An 18,636-nucleotide genomic window follows, 5' to 3' on the forward strand; every position below is an offset into this window, starting at 1 on the left:
CGTGACCACCCCCGCCGACCTGCGCAGTGTGCCGGCTCCACGGTCCCGCGCCGCGCGCCGGCACGCTAGTGTGCGCAGCGGACCTTCGCCGGAGGAAGGACGACGATGTTCGTATCACGCGGGTCGCGGGTGGCCGCACTGACCGCCTGCGCCACGTTCCTGCTCGCCACCAGCGCCTGCGGGACTGACGCCCCCGAGGAGGCGGCGACCCAACAGGCGCGCCTCTACGGGACCGACGGCAACATGCTCAACTCCTTCCCTGCGGAGTTGAAGGATCGCGCCGACCTCGTCGACGGCATGAAGGGCACCACCCCGCTCACGCCGCTGCCCGAGGACTTCAAGAGTCGGCTACGGTCCGTCGACCCGAAGCTGACCGACTACCTGTACTCCGCGGAGACGTACGACGCGATCGTGATCAGCGCGCTCGCGGCGCAGCTGGCCGGCAGCACGCAGCCGGCCGCGATCGCCCGGCAGATAGTCGGCGTGACGAACGGCGGCCAGCGCTGCGAGGATGTGGCCACCTGCCTGACACTGGCCCGGAACGGTCAGGACATCCAGTACCGCAGCGTCTCGCTGACCCGCGCCGGCTTCACCGATGCCGGTGAGCCCGCCACCGCGAGCTACGCCACGCTGCACTTCGACGGGCAGCAGATCAACGACGGCAAGACCGAGTTCGTGGGCGCCGGCGAGGAGTCGGCGGCGAGCATCAAGGCCCCGCCGAAGGGGAAGAAGCAGCGCGAGGGCGAGACGGACCGCGCCGACGGTTCGCCGCTGGTGATCGGTGGGCTGCTGCCGAAGACCGGTGAGCTGGCGATCGCGTACCCGCCGATGGCTGCCGGCGCCGAGCTGGCGATGCGGGAGATCAACGCGGCGGGCGGCGTGCTCGGCGATCCGGTGACCTGGGTCGAGGGCGACGACGGCACCAGCCCGACGGTGGCGAAGGCGACCGTGGGACGGCACATCGCGGCCGGCGTGCCCGTCATCATCGGCGCCGGCGGTTCGGGCATCTCCCTCGAGGTGCTGCCGGACGTGGTGAAGGCCGGCCGGATCCTGTTCTCCCCGTCCAACACGGACGACGGTCTGACCACGGTCGACGACAAGGGCCTCTACTTCCGTACCGCGCCGCCGGACAGCCTCCAGGGCCGCGCGCTGGCGGACGTGATCCTGCGGGACGGCTCGCAGCGGATCGCGATCGTCGCCCGGAAGGACTCCTACGGTGAGGGCCTCCAGGCCGTGGTCAAGAAGGAGCTGGAGCAGGCGGGCATCAGCGCCGACCGGGTGAAGCTGCTGACCTACCAGCCGCCGGAGGGCGAGGACGCCCCGCCGGTGGACTTCGCCGGCGGCGCCAAGGAGGTCAAGGACTTCGGCGCGGACGCCGTGCTGGTGATCGGCTTCGGCGAGTCGGCGCAGGTGATCCGGGCGCTGGCCGACGCCGGCGTCCAGATCCGCCACTGAGCGGGCGCGACAGAGCGGACCACGGAACGGCCGCACCGGGAGACCGGTGCGGCCGTTCTCGTGTCCCGAGGGACGGTTCAGCGGCTGCGCCGCCGGTCGAGGAACTCCGTCATCCGCCGGCGCTTCTCCTCGTCCTCGAAGAGCACCGCCTGGCTCACCAGGTCGACGTGGGGATGGGCGGCCGCCGGCGCGTCGACGGCGAGCTTGGTGAGCCGCAGCGCCAGCGCCGAGCCCTTGGCCATCTCGTCGAGCAGCCCGTGGGCGGTGGGCAGCAGCTCGGCCGGCTCGGCCACCACCCGGTTCACCAGCCCGATCCGCAGCGCCTCCGCGGCGTCCACCCGCCGGCCGGTGAAGAGCAGCTCCTTGGCCCGGGCCTCGCCGATCAGCGCGGGCAGCCGATGGGTCGCGCCGGCGCCGGCCAGGATGCCCAACCGCACCTCCGGCTGGCCGAAGACCGCACGCTCCGTGCACACCCGCAGATCGCAGGCGTACGCCAGCTCCGCGCCGCCGCCCAGCGCCGGGCCGTCCACGGCCGCCACGCTCGGCATCGGCAGCGCCCGGATCCGGGCGAAGGCGGCCGAGTTGATCGCCGCCAGGGCGTCCAGCCGGCCCCGCTCGCGCAGCTGCGCGATGTCCGCACCGCCGGCGAAGATGTCGTCCGTGCCGCCGGTGAGCAGCAGCAGCCGGGGCCGGGCCTCCAGCTCGGCGCAGACCGCGTGCAGCTCGGCGATCAGGTCGGCGTCGATGGCGTTGCGCTTCTTCGGCCGGTCCAGGGTGACGACCAGCCGGTCCGGGTGCTCCTCGATCCGCAGTCCGCTCATGCGCGCACTCCGCCGGTCCAGGTGTAGAAGCCCTGCCCGGACTTCTTGCCGAGCCGGCCGGCGGCCACCATCTCCGCCAGCAGCGGCGGCGGCGCGAAGCGGTCCCCGTACGCGGCCTGGAGGGTGCGGGCGATGTCGAGCCGGACGTCGAGCCCGACCAGGTCGGTCAGCTCCAGCGGCCCGATCGGGTGCCGATAGCCGAGCACCATCGCCTTGTCGATGTCGGCGGGGCTGGCCACCCCGTCGGCCACCATCCGGATCGCCTCCAGCCCGAGCGTGACGCCGAGCCGCGAGGTGGCGAAGCCGGGCATGTCGCGGACGACGACGGGGTCCTTGCCCAGCCGGCCCGCGAGCGCGACGGCCGCCGCGGTGGTCTCCTCGGCGGTGGCCGGGCCGACCACGATCTCGAGCAGCGCCATCGCCCAGACCGGGTTGAAGAAGTGCAGCCCGAGGAAGCGCTCCGGCTGACTCAGCCCGGCCGCCAGCTCGGCGATGGCGATGCTGGAGGTGTTGCTGCCCAGCAGGGCGGGGCTCAGCGCCTCGGCGTCGCGCAGCACCGCCCGCTTGAGGTCGAGCCGCTCCGGCACCGCCTCGACCACCACGTCCGGCTGGTCGGCGACCTCGGCGAGGGCGCCGCGCACCGTCACCCGGGCCCGGTTCTCGGCGGCCTGGTCGGCGCTCAGCTTGCCGCGTGCCACCCCCCGGTCCCACAGCTCGCCGAGCCGCGCCACGGCCGCGGCGCCTCGATCGCGGTCGACCTCCACCAGTTCGACGGCGTGACCCGCACCCGCCGCCACGTACGCGATGCCGAGCCCCATCGTGCCGGCCCCGACCACGACGAACCGATCGTTCACCACGCCTCCCCGCTGCGCCCGGCGGCGGCGCGGGGGTCACCCGCGGCCGACGGTCCGCTCCACTCGCTCATGCTGCGACCATATGGTCCGCGACGGCGGCGCCATGCGTGGGGTCGCGGCGGATCGGGTACAGACGGCGGTCAACCGAGGGAAGGACCAGTCGACATGAGCCAGGCACCGGAGGGCGTCGCGGGCGCGGAGAGCACCGAGACGGTGGAGACCCGCGGGGACGATCGGGTCGAGCTGCTGCGCGCGGACACCAACAACGACGGCCAGACCGACGTCTGGGTGGTGGACACCGACGGCGACGGCAAGGCCGACCTGTTCCAGTTTGACACCGACCACGACGGCAAGGTGGACGTCACCATGGTCGACCTCGACGAGGACGGCACGCCGGACGAGGTCGTCGACGGCGACGGCGGCCTCCCGCCCGAGCAGTTGCCCCCGACCGTCCAGGTCTGACCGACCCGGCCCCCGTCGCCGCTTCCCGGCGCGGGGGCCGCGGCCTGTCCGGCGCCCGGTCAGCCGGCCAGCCGGAGGGTGGCCAGGTAGTACGGGGCGTCGCGGTCGTCCACATCGGTGAGCCGCCAGGCGCTGCCCCGGACCAGCTCGGCGAACTCGTCGGGCGAGCAGACCAGGTAGTCGAACCAGTCGGTGGCCAGCTCGCGGTAGCGCAGTCGCAGCCGCAGCTGCCCGCCGAGCCGGCCCCGGCGGCGGTTGCGCTCGTGGTAGCCCGTGTGCACCGGATCCCGGGTGCCGTACGGGTTGGTGCCGTGCGCGATGATCTGCGCTCCCGGGCGGGCCAGGGCGGCGAGCGCGGCCAGCAGCGCCGGTGCCCGGTCCCGCCCCTCGAAGAGGCCGAGGTTGTTGCCGAGCAGCAGGAAGGTGTCGTAGCGGGGGCCGTCGGCGACGTGCTCGTCCACCGTGCCGTGCACCAAGCGGCGTACGCCCCGGCGCCGGCACACGTCCAGCGCACCGGCCGAGGTGTCCAGCCCGGTGACCGGTACGCCGCGCTCCTGGAGCACCAGCGCGATCCGGCCGGCGCCGACCCCGATGTCCAGCGTCTCGCCCCGGGCCCGGTCCACCGCCCGGTGGTCGTACGGCTGCCACTGCGCCGGCCCGTCGAGGTAGTGGGCGGCCGGCGCGCCGTTGATCAGCCCGTCGTCACGTTCGATGATCTCGATGACCGGCCGGGGCAGGCGCCCGCCGACCATCGGCCGGGGACCGACCCCGGTGCCCACGGCGAGCGTGTCCCGCAGCAGCTCACCGACCACATCGCCGATCCGCGGCGCGCCCGTCATGCGCTTTACGCTATCCGGCCGGTCAGTCAGCCGCTCGGTCGTATCCTGACGGCGTGGCCACCTTGGACCGCCTGTCGGCGGAGAAGTACATCCTGCTGACGACCTTCCGACAGGACGGTCGATCGGTGCCGACCCCGGTCTGGGCGGTCCGGGACGGGGACGGGCTGGCGGTGTGGACGGCCGCCGACTCCGGCAAGGTCAAGCGGATCCGCAACAACGGCGCGGTGACCGTGGCGCCGTGCGACGTACGGGGTCGCCCGCACGGCGCGTCGGTGCCCGCGCACGCGACGTTCTACGACCCGGCCGGCAGCCGGCGCATCCGAGGGCTGATCAAGCACAAGTACCGGGTGCTGGGCCGGCTCACCCTGCTCGGCAGCCGGCTACGCCGGGGTGCCGGCGGCACCGTCGGCATCCGCGTCACCCTCGGCGAGGGGCGGACATGAATCAGGGGCGGCGGACCGAAGTCCACCGCCCCTGAGCCATCTGACGTGGTGCCGGCTCTCAGTCCCCCTGGCGCTGCTGGGGAATCTGCCCCTGCAGCAGGGCCCTGACCTCCGACTCGCGGTACCGGCGGTGACCACCCAGGGTCCGGATGGCGGAGAGCTTGCCCGCCTTGGCCCACCGGGTCACCGTCTTCGGGTCGACACGGAACATCGACGCCACCTCGGCCGGCGTGAGTAGCGGCTCTGGTTCGTGCGTTCGCGATGCCATCGGTCACTCCTCCACATGTATAGACATCGGCCGGGGTCCCGCCGGCCGACGCGTCTCCCATGGTCCGGCTAGTCCCCGATGTCCGACATGGGCCGAACGGCCGAACGTCCCTAGACGGACGGATGAACCATGCCCGATTTATGCGACTTTTACACGGCAGAAACTACCTTATTCGGACTCATGATCACGGTTCGTGAAGCGTCAACTACGAGCACACCTCGCCTTGGGAGCGCTCCGTGGGGCATTTGCCCTTAGTTGCACCGCTCGAGTAGTTGAACCGCCCGCCACCGCGCGACGAGCTTGTCGTACGCCGCGGAAGCCTCCTCGGCCTCGCCCCGGGACAGCCCGGCCAGGCCCGCGGCGACCAGCTCGGGCGAGTCGTCGGCCGCGAGCGTCTCGTCCGGCAGCAGCTCGACCAGGCCGCCGTAGTCGAGTTCGACCACCGAGCGCGGGTGGAACTCCTCCAACCAGCGGGCGGCCTCCTCGACCGCCTCGGTGATCGGCGCCTCGCCGACCGACTTGCGCAGCACCGACAGCGCCCGGGACGACCGCCGGCGGGCCTTCGAGATCTCCGTGCGGTAGCGCAGCGCCCGCCGGTCCGGCGAGGTGACCAGGTCGCGCTCCTCCTTGCCGAAGAGGACGAACCAGCGCAGAGGTACGCCCCAGGTGGCGATCTGCTCGTGCACCCGTGGCACGCCGTGCTCCAGCACCCGGGCGCCGCTGCGCCAGTCGTCCACCACCGCCTTGGCCTGGCCGGCGAGCACCGGCGGCACGAAGGCGTCGGCGAGCACCGAGGGCACCCCGTCCCGGGCGCTCAGCGCCGCCTCGGCCACCCGGATCCGCAGATTCCACGGGCAGACGAGCAGGGTGTCGTCGGTCTCCAGGACGTACGCCTCCTCGGGCGGGTCCGGCAGACGGGTCCAGCCCGCGCCCAGCGCCTCGATCACCGCCGTCCGCTGCCGGCCGGGCCCCTCCACGGGGGCGACCGCCCGCCCCTCCGACACGTAGCGCCGCCAGTACGACTGGCGGTCCCGGTCGAAGGCGGTCAGCGGCTCGTACACGCGCAGGTAAGAAGCGAAGAGCGACGGCACGGCGCGATCCTCCCACGAACGCCACCCCGTCGCGGTCAGCGCCCGCTCCGCAGGCGTGCCGCGGTCGGCGGCGGCGCGGCGGCCGATATTAGGCTCAACGTCATCCGGCAGCATCCCCGCCGGCGTCCACCAGGGCCGCGTCCCACGAGGACGCACCGACACCAGGAGCCAGTCATGGGCGTATTCGCGAGCACCGACGACCCGGGATCGACCGGTCACGAACAGGTCGTGTTCTGCCAGGACACGCAGAGCGGCCTCAAGGCGATCATCGGGATCTACTCCACCGCGCTGGGGCCCGCGCTCGGCGGCACCCGCTTCTACCCGTACGACAGCGAGGAGGCGGCCCTCGCCGACGTCCTCGACCTGTCCCGGGGGATGGCCTACAAGAACGCGCTCGCCGGGCTGGACCTGGGCGGCGGCAAGGCGGTCATCTGGGGCGACCCGGAGCAGATCAAGACCGAGGCGCTGCTGCGCGCGTACGGCCGTTTCGTGGAGTCGCTGGCCGGTCGCTACTACACCGCCTGCGACGTCGGCACCTACGTCCCGGACATGGACGTGATCGCCCGGGAGACCAGCTACGTCACCGGCCGCAGCGTCGAGCACGGCGGCGCCGGCGACTCCTCGATCCTCACCGCCTGGGGCGTCTTCCAGGGCATGCGCGCGGCCGCCGAGCACGTCTGGGGGTCGCCGACGCTGCGCGGCCGGCGGGTCGGCGTGGCCGGGCTCGGCAAGGTCGGCAAGTACCTGGTGGGCCACCTGCTCGACGACGGGGCCGACGTGGTGGCCACCGACGTCAACCCGCGGGCGCTGGAGTGGGCTCGCACCACCCACCCGCAGGTCACCCTGGTCGACGACGTCAGCATGCTGGTCGGCGGGGACATCGACGTGTACGCCCCGTGCGCCCTCGGCGGCGCCCTGAACGACGACACGGTGCCCGCGCTGCGCGCCAAGGTGGTCGCCGGCGCGGCCAACAACCAGCTGGCCCACCCGGGGATCGAGAAGCTGCTGGCCGACCGCGGCATCCTCTACGCACCGGACTACGTGGTGAACGCGGGCGGTGTGATCCAGGTCGCCGACGAGATCGAGGGCTTCAACTTCGACCGGGCCAAGCTGCGGGCCACCCGGATCTACGACACCACGCGGGAGATCCTGCACCTGGCCGACGCCGAGGGCGTCCCGCCGGCGGTCGCGGCGGACCGGCTCGCCGAGCGGCGGATGGCCGACGTCGGCCGGCTGCGCACGATCCACCTCCGCTGACCCCGCTTCCGGGAGCGGATCGCCGGATCCGCTCCCGGGGCCGCGCGGGTCCGGGCCGGGCCGTTAAGCTGGCTCTGGGATCAGTTCGTGCCGTTCTGTCCGGTGTCACGGGCGCTCACGGTTCCGCTCCTTACCGGGTACACTGGGTGACGGCCGGACCACCGCGACGCGCAGAGCCGGCCGACGGTAACCCGAGGTGCCGAACGGTGGCATCCCCATGTACCGTAAGAGCCACGAGAGATGCCTGACGTCATCGGGGCCCGCCTTCGGGCTGCCCCGCATTCTGTGCGAGGGGGTCGAGCCATGGGGCGCGGCCGTGCTAAGGCCAAGCAGACAAAGGTGGCCCGGGAGTTGAAGTACCACTCCCCGAACACCGACCTCGCCGCCTTGCAGCGAGAACTCGGCGGCAGCGGCAAGTCGGACCACGACTTCGACGACGACTACAAAGAGTATGTCGACGACGATGACGAGGACCACGCGGACGAGGACCCGGACCCCTGGGTCCGTCCGACCCGCTGACCCCCGGTCACATCTGAGCACGCGGTGAGCCCCGCGTGCTCACGCATGTGCCCGCCAGGCGGCGTACGAGCCGACGATCAGGGGCCTGCCACGCCGAAGCGACGGACAGGCCCCTGATCGGGGTGCGGCGCCCTCAGCGGGGCCGGTTGTTCCAGTTGTAGAAGGTCGGGATGTTCTCGAAGTGGTTCCAGGCGCAGACCGCGCCCTCGCCGCTTCCGCCCGCCACCTCCGACCGGAGCCGCCGCGCGGCCTCAGCCTCGCGCAGCAGGGCGACGAGCCCCGGGGCGGCGTCCCGCACCCGTTCGACGACCCCGGCCGGGGTGGGGCTGCCCGTCCCGCGCTCAGGCTGCCGGTGACTGGTGGTCTCGGGCATGCTCCAACACTCCCTCCAGTAGGCGGATCTTGCTGTTGCGGCAGTGTTCGGTCTCCGTACCGTCAAAACGCCCCAGCTCGAAGTAGCGGTTGGCGGCGTGGCCGCCACCGCAGAAGCCGAAGTAGGGACAGCTGGCCCGGCAGGCCTCGACACCGGCCAGGAACTCACCCACCCAGGGCGTCCGCTCCGTCCCGAGCAGGATCTCGGCCAGCGGGGTGTCCAGCACGTTGCCGCTGCTGAAGTCGCCGTACCTCGGGTCGGTGAAGCCGGCCAGCTCCGGCGAGAGCACGGTGACCGACCCGTCGTGCCCGATCGTGGGGATCGGGTCCAGCCGGCGGGGCAGGATCTCGTCCGCCAGGTCGTCCAGGACCGCCGACGCGTACCGCAGTGACCACTCGACCTCGCGCAGGTGGATCCGGGGCTCCCGGCGCCACGCCGCCACCAACTCGGCCCAGAAGGTGGTCACGTCGGCCGGGTCGTGGGCGTTGTCGCGGGTGTTGACGCCCTCGGTCTCCTCGATGTTGATCCCGAGCACGTCGCAGCCGAGGTCGAGGAAGTAGGCGTACAGCTCGGTGGCGAGCCCCGGCTCCGGGCGGGAGACCACCGCGAGCGCGGAGAACGGCAGCCCGTGCCGGCGGAGCGCCGCCACCCCGCGCAGGATCCGGTCGTACGCGGGCTGGCCGCCCCGGGTGACCCGGTCGCCGTTACGCTCCCGCGGCCCGTCCACGCTCACGCTCACCCGCATCCGGTGCTCGGCGAAGAACTCGCACCAGGCGTCGTCGATCAGCGTGGCGTTGGTCTGCACATGGTGCTCGACCTCGGGACCGAACGGCGCGAGCAGGGCCGCCAGGTGCTCCCTCCCGGCCGCGAGCGGCTCGCCGCCGTGCCAGACCACCGAGAACCGCTCTGCGGCCGCCCACGGGTTCACCGAGGCGGCCACCGCCTCGGCGACCAGGACCGGCATCCGCCGGTCGGCGGCACGGAACGGCAGATAGCAGTACGCGCAGTCAAGGTTGCAGAGGGTGGTCGGCTGCATCACGACGTACGACGGAACAGCGGCCACGCCACTCATCCCGCTGAACAGCTGTCCCCGAGCAGCCATTGCCCTCCCTTGCCTAGCCTGAGGGTGCCCTTCAGGCTAGGCGGCGTTGGCCACTCGGGTGAACCCCTGATCAGGTGCTCGTATGATCAGCGGAGCGTGATCACCCGCGGGTGTGCTGCCCGATCATCTGAACGTTCCCGGAACCCTCGATGATCTCACCGGCCTGCCACGCCTCGACGCCCCGGCCGGTGAGCGTGGCCAGCGCGCGGTCGGCGTCCTCGGCGGAGACGATCGCGAACATGCCGACGCCCATGTTGAACGTCGCCTCCATCTCCGGGTCCTCGATCCGCCCCTTGGACTGGATCAGGTCGAAGACCGGCTGCGGCCGCCAAGTGGAGCGGTTGACCACCGCGTCGACGTGCTCGGGCAGGACGCGCACCAGGTTGCCCGGGATGCCGCCGCCGGTGACGTGGGCCAGCGCCCGCACCTCGGCCTCGGCGATCAGCTTGAGGCAGTCCTGCGCGTAGATCTTGGTCGGGGTGAGCAGCTCCTCGCCGAGGGTGCGCTGCCGCCCGAAGTCGTCGATCACCACGTCGAGCCGCATCCGCCCGGCGCCGAGCAGCACGTGCCGGACCAGCGAGTAGCCGTTCGAGTGCAGGCCCGAGGAGCGCATGGCGATCACCACGTCGCCGACCTCGACCCGCTCCGAGCTGAGGATGTCGCTCTCCTCCACCACGCCCACGCCGGTAGCCGAGATGTCGTACTCGTCGGGTCGCAGCACGCCCGGGTGCTCGGCCGTCTCGCCGCCGAGCAGCGCGCAGCCGGCGTACCGGCAGCCGTCGGCGATGCCGGCGCCGATCTCGGCGACCTTGTCCGGGACGACCTCGCCGGTGGCGATGTAGTCCAGCAGGAAGAGCGGCTCCGCGCCGCAGGCGACCAGGTCGTCGACGACCATCGCGACCAGGTCGATGCCGACCGTGTCGTGGATGTCCATCTGCTGCGCGATCACCAGCTTGGTGCCCACGCCGTCGGTGGAGGAGGCCAGGATCGGGTTCTTGTACTTCTGCGTGTCCAGGCGGAACAGGCCGGCGAACCCGCCCAGGTCGCCGAGCACCTCCGGGCGGCGGGTCTGCCGCACCTTGGACTTGAGCAGCTCCACCGCGCGGTCACCCGCCTCGATGGACACGCCGGCGTCCGCGTACGAGACCGAGCGTTTGCGCGCCTGGCGGCTGGTGCCGGCCGTCCAGGGCTGGCGGTCGCCGCCGGCTCCGGTCGGGCTGCTTCCTGCGCCGCTGCGCTCGGACACGTGCGTCACGGTTCTCCCCTTTGTGGTTCTTGGTGCGACGCCGGAGGTGGCCGGGCCGCGCCGGGCGGTGCTACGGGCGGTGGACGGTGGCGCCGCCCGAAGTGGCGACGAGCGGAGGAGTGCTGCGCTCCGGGTCGACCGGGGCGCCGCTGGCGACCCGCCGGCCCACCCCTTCGAGCACGTGCTTGCCGATCAGATTGCCCGCCGGCAGCTCGATGGGGTACTCCCCATCGAAACACGCCCGGCAGAGCCGGGTCTTCGGCTGCTCGGTCGCGGCGATCAGGCCGGACAGCGAGACGTAGCCCAGCGTGTCGGCGCCGATCGAGCGCCGGACGCCCTCGTTGTCGAGCCCATTGGCCAGCAGCTCGGCGCGGGTGGCGAAGTCGATGCCGTAGAAGCACGGCCACTGGACCGGCGGCGAGGAGATCCGCACGTGCACCTCGAGCGCGCCCGCCTCGCGCAGCATCCGCACGATGGCCCGCTGGGTGTTGCCGCGCACGATCGAGTCGTCGACCACGACCAGCCGCTTGCCCCGCACGTTCTCCCGCAGCGGGTTGAGCTTGAGCCGGATGCCGAGCTGACGCAGGGTCTGCGACGGCTGGATGAAGGTGCGCCCGACGTACGGGTTCTTCATCAGGCCGGCGCCGTAGGTGATCCCGGACTCCTCCGCGTAGCCGATCGCGGCCGGGGTGCCGGACTCCGGCACCGGGATGACCAGGTCGGCCTCGACCGGGTGCTCCTTGGCCAGCTGGCGGCCGATCTGCACCCGGGCGGCGTGCACGTTCCGCCCGGCGATCGTGGCGTCCGGACGGGCGATGTAGACGTACTCGAAGAGGCAGCCCTTCGGCTCCGGCACGGCGAACCGGGTGGAGCGCAGCCCGTCCTCGTCGATGGCGATGAGCTCGCCCGGCTCGACCTCGCGGACCACGGAGGCGCCCACGATGTCGAGGGCGGCGGTCTCGCTGGCCACCACCCAGCCGCGCTCCAGTCGGCCGAGCACCAGCGGGCGGACGCCGTGGGCGTCGCGGGCCGCGTAGAGCGTCGACTCGTCCATGAACACGAAGCTGAACGCGCCGCGGAGCTGCGGCAGCACCTCCAGCGCGGCCGCCTCGACGGAGAGATCCGGCCGGCTGGCCAGCAGCATCGTCACCAGCGAGGTGTCGTTGGTCGAGCCGTCGGCGGCCAGGCCCCGCTCGGCGACCTCGCGCTGGAGCTCGGCGGTGTTGACCAGATTGCCGTTGTGGGCCAGCGCGATCGTCGTGCCGGCGCTGGTCGACCGGATGGTCGGCTGGGCGTTCTCCCAGGTCGACCCGCCGGTGGTGGAGTAGCGCGCGTGCCCGATCGCGACATGCCCACGCAGGCTGGCCAGGGTCGGCTCGTCGAAGACCTGGGCGACCAGGCCGAGATCCTTGTAGACCACCACGCCCGAGCCGTCGCTCACCGCGATGCCGGCGGCCTCCTGGCCACGGTGCTGGAGCGCGTAGAGGCCGAAGTAGGTCAGGTTGGCGACCTCTTCCCCGGGGGCCCAGACGCCGAAGACGCCGCAGGCGTCCTGGGGGCCGGGTCGCTGGGGGTCAAGGTCGTGGCTCAGCCGGCCGTCGCCTCGGGGCACCTGCCGCTCCCTCATGCTGCGTCTGGACCTGCCGGGCGGGCGGTGAGCCGCGCCGTCGGCCGGGACCACTGTCGTCGCCTGACAGTGTACGCGAATCGCCGTCGATACAGAAAGTCACGATCCGCCTCCAGCTAGTTACCGAAGTCACCCGTCGAGGCAGCTAGAGCGGCAGATGGGCGGAAAGGTCTGCCCGGATCCCACTCACCCGTACGCGACCCTCGGTGACCGCCTCCGCCCACGAGAGTCGCCCGGTGGCGAGCGCCAGCCAGGTCTCCGCGTCCATTTCCACCACGTTCGGCGGGGTGCCGCGGGTGTGTCGGGGACCGGGTACGCACTGGATCGCGCCGTATGGTGGGACACGCACCTCCACCGATCGGCCGGGGGCGCGCTCCGCGAGGGCGGCCAACAACGTCCGGACCGCCTCCCGGAGGGCCGGCCGTTCGGGCGTACGCCCCTCATCGAGCGCCGACAACACCGCCGTGACTGCGGCGGACTTAACGTGCGGAGAGGACATGACGGGACGATACGACCCGAGGTGGCGCGGTTCGACGCTGCCCCTGGGTCGCGCCGGGGCAGTCGGACAAGGCATAGTTGCCGACGGCGTATTCGTACCGTGATTATTCCCCGGCCCGGCGCCCGCCGGTGAGGGAAGTCAGCCCGGAAGGCGGTGGACGTGTCAACACACCGACGTGCCTGGAAGCAGCGGGCCGGTGTGGTCGTAGCGCTGGTTGCCGGCGCCATCTTCGCCCTCCCCGCCACACCAGCCCTGGCCGCCGTGAGCGTCACCAACGTCTCGGCCTCCCCCGGCACCGTCCAGGCGGGCGGAGAGGTCACGGTGAGCTACAACCTCAACGCCGACGGCCAGACGGTCGACGTCACGGTCAGCTCCAGCAACTCCAAGGTGCAGTGCACCGAGGGGTGTGACCAGGGCAATGTCACGGAGAGCCGCACCTACACGGCCAAGTTCAAGGTGGCCGACGACGCGCAGAACGGGTCCGCCCGCATCACGGTCCGGGCCAGGGCAGGCGGCCTCGGCGGCAGCAGCGAGGGCTCGACGACGGTCACGGTGACGGCCAAGGCGGCTCCGCCGCCGCCGACGCAGGCGCAGACCGTGCGGTCGATCTCCGGCAAGGTCGTCGTGCAGGCGAACGGCGACGCGGTGCCGAACGCCCTCGTGATCCTGCAGGACACCGGCGGCCACCGGTACGACACGACCAGTGACGGCAGCGGCAACTTCCGCTTCACCGGCACCTCGGACCGGCCGATCACTCCCGGCCGGATCGACGTCGGCGCCAGCTTCGACGACATCCGGGCCATCAAGAGCTTCAACGCCAGCGCCGGGCAGTCCATCAGCGGCCAGCGGATCAGTCTGGCGATCAAGGTCGAGGTGACGCCGAGCGCCACCCCGTCGGCCACCGCCGAGGCGCTGCCCACCGAGGAGCCCACCGCGGAGGAGGGCACGGAGGAGACGCCCGAGGCGACCGAGGGCGCGGCGGCCAACGCCTCCAACGAGGACTCCGGCGGCGGCATCGGCAACTACGTGATCATCCTGCTCGGCGGCCTGCTGGTCGCCGCGGGTGTCGGCACGATCGTCCTGCTCTGGATGAAGCGCAAGGAGAACCCGGACGACGACGCCGACGGCGCCCCGGCCGGCCCCACCGGTCCCGGCGGCGGGCCGGCCGCCCGCGGTGCCTACCACGGTGCGGACGACCGGACCCGGGTGGTCAACCCGGTCGGCGCCGGGCCGGACCCGACGATGGTCGGCGGCGCCGCGCTGAGCGAGGCGCCCACGATGATGCACCGCCCGGTGGTCGACGACGTCCCGCCGGACCCGTACGGTGCGCCTCCGCAGCAGTACGGCGCCGGCGGCCAGCAGGGCTGGGCCGGCGGTGGCTACGGCGACGAGCCGGCCGGCTACGGCGCGAACGGCTACGGCAACGCTCCCTCCTCGGGCGGCGGCTACGGCAACGCTCCGGGCTCCGGTGGCGGCTACGGCGCCGGCGGCGCGGACGGCGGCTACGGCAACGCCCCCGGCTACGGCGCGGGCGGTCCGGGCGCGGACGGCGGCTACGGCAACGCCCCCGGTTCCGGTGGCGGCTACGGTGCCGCGCCCTCCTCCGGCGGCGGCTACGGCAGCCGGGACTACACCGCCCCGGCCGGCGCGGCGGGCTACCCGCCGGCACCTGCCGGCGGCGGCGCGGGCTACGGCGAACGCTACGACGAGCCGACCGGTCGCTACACCGGCGACAACACGCAGTACCCCGCCCCGGCCGACCCGTACGCCACCGGGCTCTACCAGCAGGACCAGGGGCAGAGCCAGGGCTACGGCCAGACGGAGTCCGCGCCGTACGGCCGGGGGGCCGAGCCGACCGGCGGGTACGACCAGCGCGGCGGCTACGACCAGGGTGGTTACGGCCAGCAGGGCGGGTACGACCAGCAGAACGGCTACGGCCAGGACGCTCCGACGCAGCGCGGCGGCTACGACGACCGCGGCTACGACCAGGGCGGGTACGGCCAGCAGGGCGGCTACGGCCAGGAGCCCTCGACGCAGCGCAGCGGGTACGACGACCGCGGCGGCTACGACCAGCAGGGCGGCGGCTACTACGGCGACCAGAACCAGGGTGGCCGGGGTCGCGACGCCGCCCCCCACCAGGACCGGGGCGGCCGGCGGCTGGACTGGCTGGACGACTGACCGACCGGCGGGACACCGCCGCAGGCAACCACGAAGGGGCCGCCCGAACGACCGGGCGGCCCCTTCGGCATGTCCCGGGACGGGGGAATCAGGCCGCGGCGAACGCGCCCTGGCGCAGCAGCGGCACCACGTCCGACACGTCGACCTGCACGGCGATGTCCACGTCCCCGCCGAACCCGTGCTCGACCAGCTCCCGACCGGAGACGCACCCGCGGACCGCGGCCGGTACGTCCGGTGTGCTGGCCAGCGCGGCGAGCGCCATGGCCGCCTCCACGGAGAGCCCACCCGGTACGCCGGAGAGCGCGTCCAGCACGCTGGCGGCGCCGAGCTGGTCCTCCACCGAGGGGCGCAGCGACCCGTCCGGCCAGCGCTCCCCGGCGGCGACGACGCCCACCGGGGCGTCCGACGAGCCGTACCCCTGGCGGCGCAGCCATCGCCCGACGGCGCGGGCGTTGCGCAGGCAGGCCGCCACCACCGGGAGCCCGGTGGCGCTGGCCGCGGCGCTGATCGCCGAGCCGTTGGGCGAGGGCAGCACGAGGTCGGCGACGACCGGGGCGGTGCTCAGTGCCGCAGGCGAGAGCGACCACGGCTGCTCCGGGCTGGCCTGCCGGCGGCCGACCGCTGCCACGGCGCCGACCCGGCGCGCGTAGTCGGCCGCCTGTTCGCCCCACGGGAACGGGTGCACCCGCATGCCCCGGCTGACCGCGACCTCGACGGCGGTGGTGAACGAGAGCACGTCCACCACCACCAGCGCGGCACAGACGCGGCCCAGTTCGGCCGCGCCGGTCAGGCCCCAGTCGAAGCGGGCACCGGAACCGGGTTGGGCGTAGACCGCGGCAGTCAACGCCTCAGCGCTCGTCAGGCGCCGACGGCTGTTCGGTGGCACCGGAGTCAGGGTCCGCCGGCTCGTCGCCGATCGGTTCGTCGGCCGCCTGCGCGGCGACCGGCTCCACCGGACCGGCCGGCGCGACCGGCCCGGCCGAGGCGATCGGCTCGCTCTCGACCGACTCCGGGTCGACCGGAGCGACCTCGGCCGCCGAGTCCGCGACCGGCAGCGGCACGGCCTCGACGGCCCCCGCCACACCGGTCGCCGGTGCCGGCACCTCGACCGACTCCAGGCCGCCGAAGAGCTTCGGCAGGGTGGCGGTGTGGGCGGCGCGCAGCTCGTCCAGGCCGATCCGGAACTGGCCGTGCACCTCCAGCGCGCCGCCGGTCGGGTCGGTGACCCCGATCAGCTCGAGCGCCACGCCGCGCTCGGCGCAGAGGGCGGTGAACGCCTTCTCGTGCCCGCGCGGCACCGACACCAGCACCCGCCCGGCGGACTCGCTGAACAGGTAGACGAACGGCATCGAGCCGCCGGCGAACTGCTCCGGCACCGCGATCCGGGCCCCCACCCCGCGACGCAGGCAGGACTCGACCAGGCTCTGGGCGAGGCCGCCGTCGGAGAGGTCGTGCGCCGAGCTGAGGTGGCCCACCCGGGCCGCCTCGGCCAGCAACTCGGCCAGCGCCTTCTCCCGGGCGAGGTCGACCTGCGGCGGGATGCCGCCGAGGTGTTCGTGGGTCACCCAGGCCCACTCCGAGCCGGAGAGCTCGACGTGCGTCTCGCCGAGGAGGAAGAGCTGGTCGTGGTCGCCGTTCGGCCGCGGCACGAAGCCCATCGGCACCCGGTCGGCCACGTTGTCCAGCACGCCCAGCACGCCGACCACCGGGGTCGGGTGGATCGCCGCCGCGCCGGTCTGGTTGTAGAAGCTGACGTTGCCACCGGTCACCGGGATACCCAGCTCGGCGCAGCCGTCCGCGAGGCCGCGGACGGCCTCGGCGAACTGCCACATCACGCCCGGGTCCTCCGGCGAGCCGAAGTTGAGGCAGTTGGTGACCGCGATCGGCTTCGCGCCGGTGACGGCCACGTTCCGGTACGCCTCGGCCAGCGCGAGCTTCGTGCCGTGGTACGGGTCGAGCCGGGTGTACCGGCCGTTGCCGTCCACCGACAGGGCCACCCCGAGCCCGGTCCGCTCGTCGATGCGGATCACGCCGGAGTCCTCCGGCTGGGCGAGCACGGTGTTGCCCAGCACGTAGCGGTCGTACTGCTCGGTGACCCAGGTCTTGTCGGCCAGGTTCGGCGAGGCGATCATGCGCAGCACGGTCTCCCGCAGCGCCTCCGGGTCGGCCGGGCGGGGCAGGGTCTCGGCCCGGTCGGCCTGGAGCAGGATCAGGTCGGCCGGCTCCCGCATCGGGCGGGCGTAGACCGGGCCGTCGTCGACCAGCGAGCCCGGCGGCACGTCGACCACCAGGTGGTCCCGCCAGGTGATGGTCAGCCGGCCGGGGCGGCCGTCCGGCGCGGGCGCGGTCACCTCGCCGATCGCGGTGGCCAGCACGCCCCACTTCTCGGCGGTCTTGAGCACCGCGTCGAGCTTGTCGGGCGCGACGACGAGCAGCATCCGCTCCTGCGACTCGCTGGCGAGGATCTCGTGCGGCTCCATCGAGGGCTCGCGCAGCGGCACCCGCTCCAGCCACACCCGCATGCCGGTGCCGGCCGCCGCGGCGGTCTCGGTGAGCGCACAGGTCAGCCCGGCGCCGCCGAGGTCCTGGATGCCGACCACCAGCTCGGCGTCGTACAGCTCGAGACAGGCCTCGATCAGCAGCTTCTCGGTGAACGGGTCGCCCACCTGCACGGCCGGGCGGCGGGCCTCGCTGCCCTCGTCGAAGGTGGCGCTGGCCAGCACCGACACGCCGCCGATGCCGTCCCGGCCGGTCTTGGCGCCCATCAGCACCACGACGTTGCCGGGGCCGGCGGCGGCCTTGTTCTGCAGCCGGTTGACCGGCAGCACGCCGAGGCAGAGCGCGTTGAGCAGCGGGTTGCCCTGGTAGGACGGGTCGAAGACCAGCTCGCCGCCGATGTTCGGCAGGCCGAGGCAGTTGCCGTAGCCGCCGACACCGGCGACGACGCCGGTGAGCACCCGGGCGGTGTCCGGGTGGTCGGCGGCGCCGAAGCGCAGCGGGTCCATCACCGCGACCGGGCGGGCGCCCATCGCCAGGATGTCCCGCACGATGCCGCCGACGCCGGTGGCCGCGCCCTGGTAGGGCTCGACGAAGCTCGGGTGGTTGTGCGACTCGACCTTGAAGGTCACCGCCAGCTCGTCGGAGACCTGCACGACGCCGGCGTTCTCACCGATGCCGGCGAGCAGCCGGTCGCTCGACGGGGCCTTCTCACCGAACTGGCGCAGGTGCACCTTGCTGGACTTGTACGAGCAGTGCTCGCTCCACATGATCGAGTACATCGCCAGCTCGGCCTGGGTGGGCCGCCGGCCGAGGATCTGCCGGATCCGGTCGTACTCGTCGTCGCGGAGACCGAGCTCGGCGTACGGCTGGAGCTCGCCGGGCGTGCCACCGGCGCGCGGCACGGTGTCCACGCCGTCGGCCCAGTCCGCGGCCGTCGGCTCGGCGGGCCGGGCCGGCTGGGCCGCGGCGGCCGGCGGTACGACGGCCGCCGGGCTCGGCTCCACCGGCTGCGCCGGCGCGGCCGGGAAGGCCTCCGGGGTCTCCCGTACCGGGTCCGGATGGGTGGTCATGACCTCTCCTCGCTGCGCTCGTGCCCGCCCGCC

The 18,636-nt window shown here is 73.2% G+C and carries 18 protein-coding genes; 6 read left to right on the forward strand and 12 right to left on the reverse strand.

Features of this window, described 5'->3' with window-relative positions:
* Nucleotides 1–105 precede the first annotated feature (105 nt).
* Entirely contained in the window at nt 106–1,455 is a 1,350-nt protein-coding gene (locus tag O7603_RS20535) for an ABC transporter substrate-binding protein (protein ID WP_281571423.1), read from the forward strand.
* A gap of 77 nt (nt 1,456–1,532) precedes the next feature.
* Here the strand turns inward: O7603_RS20535 and O7603_RS20540 are convergent, their stop codons facing one another.
* Nucleotides 1,533–2,276 (reverse strand): enoyl-CoA hydratase/isomerase family protein, encoded by a 744-nt coding sequence (locus O7603_RS20540; RefSeq protein ID WP_281571424.1) that lies wholly within the window; start codon nt 2,274–2,276, stop codon nt 1,533–1,535.
* On the reverse strand, nt 2,273–3,130 hold the full coding sequence (locus O7603_RS20545) for a 3-hydroxyacyl-CoA dehydrogenase family protein (protein ID WP_281571425.1): 858 nt from the start codon (nt 3,128–3,130) through the stop codon (nt 2,273–2,275). The genes O7603_RS20540 and O7603_RS20545 overlap by 4 nt, the downstream gene beginning before the upstream one ends.
* 165 nt (nt 3,131–3,295) lie before the next feature.
* Here O7603_RS20545 and O7603_RS20550 point away from each other — a divergent pair, with 165 nt between their 5' ends.
* Nucleotides 3,296–3,592: a hypothetical protein gene (locus O7603_RS20550; RefSeq protein WP_281571426.1), complete on the forward strand. Its 297-nt coding sequence runs from the start codon at nt 3,296–3,298 to the stop codon at nt 3,590–3,592.
* Nucleotides 3,593–3,651: 59 nt separating this feature from the next.
* On the opposite strand, the gene O7603_RS20555 is transcribed toward O7603_RS20550, so the two are convergent.
* Complete coding sequence (locus O7603_RS20555) at nt 3,652–4,431, reverse strand: methyltransferase domain-containing protein (protein ID WP_281571427.1); 780 nt, start codon at nt 4,429–4,431, stop codon at nt 3,652–3,654.
* A 53-nt stretch (nt 4,432–4,484) separates the two neighbouring features.
* On the opposite strand from O7603_RS20555, the gene O7603_RS20560 reads away from it, so the two are divergent.
* Nucleotides 4,485–4,874 (forward strand): PPOX class F420-dependent oxidoreductase, encoded by a 390-nt coding sequence (locus O7603_RS20560; RefSeq protein ID WP_281571428.1) that lies wholly within the window; start codon nt 4,485–4,487, stop codon nt 4,872–4,874.
* Between the two features lie 58 nt (nt 4,875–4,932).
* Here O7603_RS20560 and O7603_RS20565 read toward each other — a convergent pair whose 3' ends face one another.
* Both O7603_RS20565 and O7603_RS20570 read right to left on the reverse strand, forming a co-directional pair.
* Nucleotides 4,933–5,142, reverse strand: a complete 210-nt coding sequence (locus O7603_RS20565) for a BldC family transcriptional regulator (protein WP_007073996.1) — start codon at nt 5,140–5,142, stop codon at nt 4,933–4,935.
* Nucleotides 5,143–5,393: 251 nt separating this feature from the next.
* The gene (locus tag O7603_RS20570) at nt 5,394–6,233 is read right to left on the reverse strand and encodes a hypothetical protein (RefSeq protein WP_281571429.1); all 840 of its coding nucleotides are present in this window, start codon (nt 6,231–6,233) and stop codon (nt 5,394–5,396) included.
* 174 nt (nt 6,234–6,407) lie between these two features.
* On the opposite strand from O7603_RS20570, the gene O7603_RS20575 reads away from it, so the two are divergent.
* Complete coding sequence (locus tag O7603_RS20575; protein ID WP_281571430.1) at nt 6,408–7,490, forward strand: Glu/Leu/Phe/Val dehydrogenase; 1,083 nt, start codon at nt 6,408–6,410, stop codon at nt 7,488–7,490.
* Nucleotides 7,491–7,793: 303 nt separating this feature from the next.
* Nucleotides 7,794–8,009, forward strand: a complete 216-nt coding sequence (locus O7603_RS20580) for a DUF3073 domain-containing protein (protein WP_281571431.1) — start codon at nt 7,794–7,796, stop codon at nt 8,007–8,009.
* Between the two features lie 133 nt (nt 8,010–8,142).
* On the opposite strand, the gene amcA is transcribed toward O7603_RS20580, so the two are convergent.
* From amcA to O7603_RS20605, 5 genes are all read right to left on the reverse strand, one after another.
* A complete protein-coding gene (amcA, locus tag O7603_RS20585; protein WP_281571432.1) occupies nt 8,143–8,382 on the reverse strand; it encodes a multiple cyclophane-containing RiPP AmcA in 240 nt (79 codons plus the stop codon).
* Nucleotides 8,351–9,454: a cyclophane-forming radical SAM peptide maturase AmcB gene (gene amcB, locus O7603_RS20590; protein WP_348651082.1), complete on the reverse strand. Its 1,104-nt coding sequence runs from the start codon at nt 9,452–9,454 to the stop codon at nt 8,351–8,353. The genes amcA and amcB overlap by 32 nt, the downstream gene beginning before the upstream one ends.
* 130 nt (nt 9,455–9,584) lie before the next feature.
* The gene (gene purM, locus O7603_RS20595) at nt 9,585–10,739 is read right to left on the reverse strand and encodes a phosphoribosylformylglycinamidine cyclo-ligase (protein ID WP_281571434.1); all 1,155 of its coding nucleotides are present in this window, start codon (nt 10,737–10,739) and stop codon (nt 9,585–9,587) included.
* 61 nt (nt 10,740–10,800) lie between these two features.
* Entirely contained in the window at nt 10,801–12,342 is a 1,542-nt protein-coding gene (gene purF / locus O7603_RS20600) for an amidophosphoribosyltransferase (protein WP_281571435.1), read from the reverse strand.
* 160 nt (nt 12,343–12,502) lie between these two features.
* The gene (locus O7603_RS20605) at nt 12,503–12,856 is read right to left on the reverse strand and encodes a sterol carrier family protein (protein ID WP_281571436.1); all 354 of its coding nucleotides are present in this window, start codon (nt 12,854–12,856) and stop codon (nt 12,503–12,505) included.
* 159 nt (nt 12,857–13,015) lie between these two features.
* On the opposite strand from O7603_RS20605, the gene O7603_RS20610 reads away from it, so the two are divergent.
* Nucleotides 13,016–15,034 carry a carboxypeptidase-like regulatory domain-containing protein gene (locus O7603_RS20610; RefSeq protein WP_281571437.1) on the forward strand — a complete coding sequence of 673 codons (2,019 nt, stop codon included), beginning with the start codon at nt 13,016–13,018 and terminating at the stop codon, nt 15,032–15,034.
* 88 nt (nt 15,035–15,122) lie between these two features.
* Here the strand turns inward: O7603_RS20610 and O7603_RS20615 are convergent, their stop codons facing one another.
* Complete coding sequence (locus O7603_RS20615; RefSeq protein ID WP_281571438.1) at nt 15,123–15,878, reverse strand: 2-phosphosulfolactate phosphatase; 756 nt, start codon at nt 15,876–15,878, stop codon at nt 15,123–15,125.
* A 4-nt stretch (nt 15,879–15,882) separates the two neighbouring features.
* Nucleotides 15,883–18,603: a phosphoribosylformylglycinamidine synthase subunit PurL gene (gene purL, locus O7603_RS20620; RefSeq protein ID WP_281571439.1), complete on the reverse strand. Its 2,721-nt coding sequence runs from the start codon at nt 18,601–18,603 to the stop codon at nt 15,883–15,885.
* Nucleotides 18,604–18,636 lie beyond the last annotated feature (33 nt).

It is taken from the genome of Micromonospora sp. WMMD812, assembly GCF_027497215.1.
In the GTDB taxonomy this organism is placed as follows: Bacteria; Actinomycetota; Actinomycetes; order Mycobacteriales; family Micromonosporaceae; genus Micromonospora.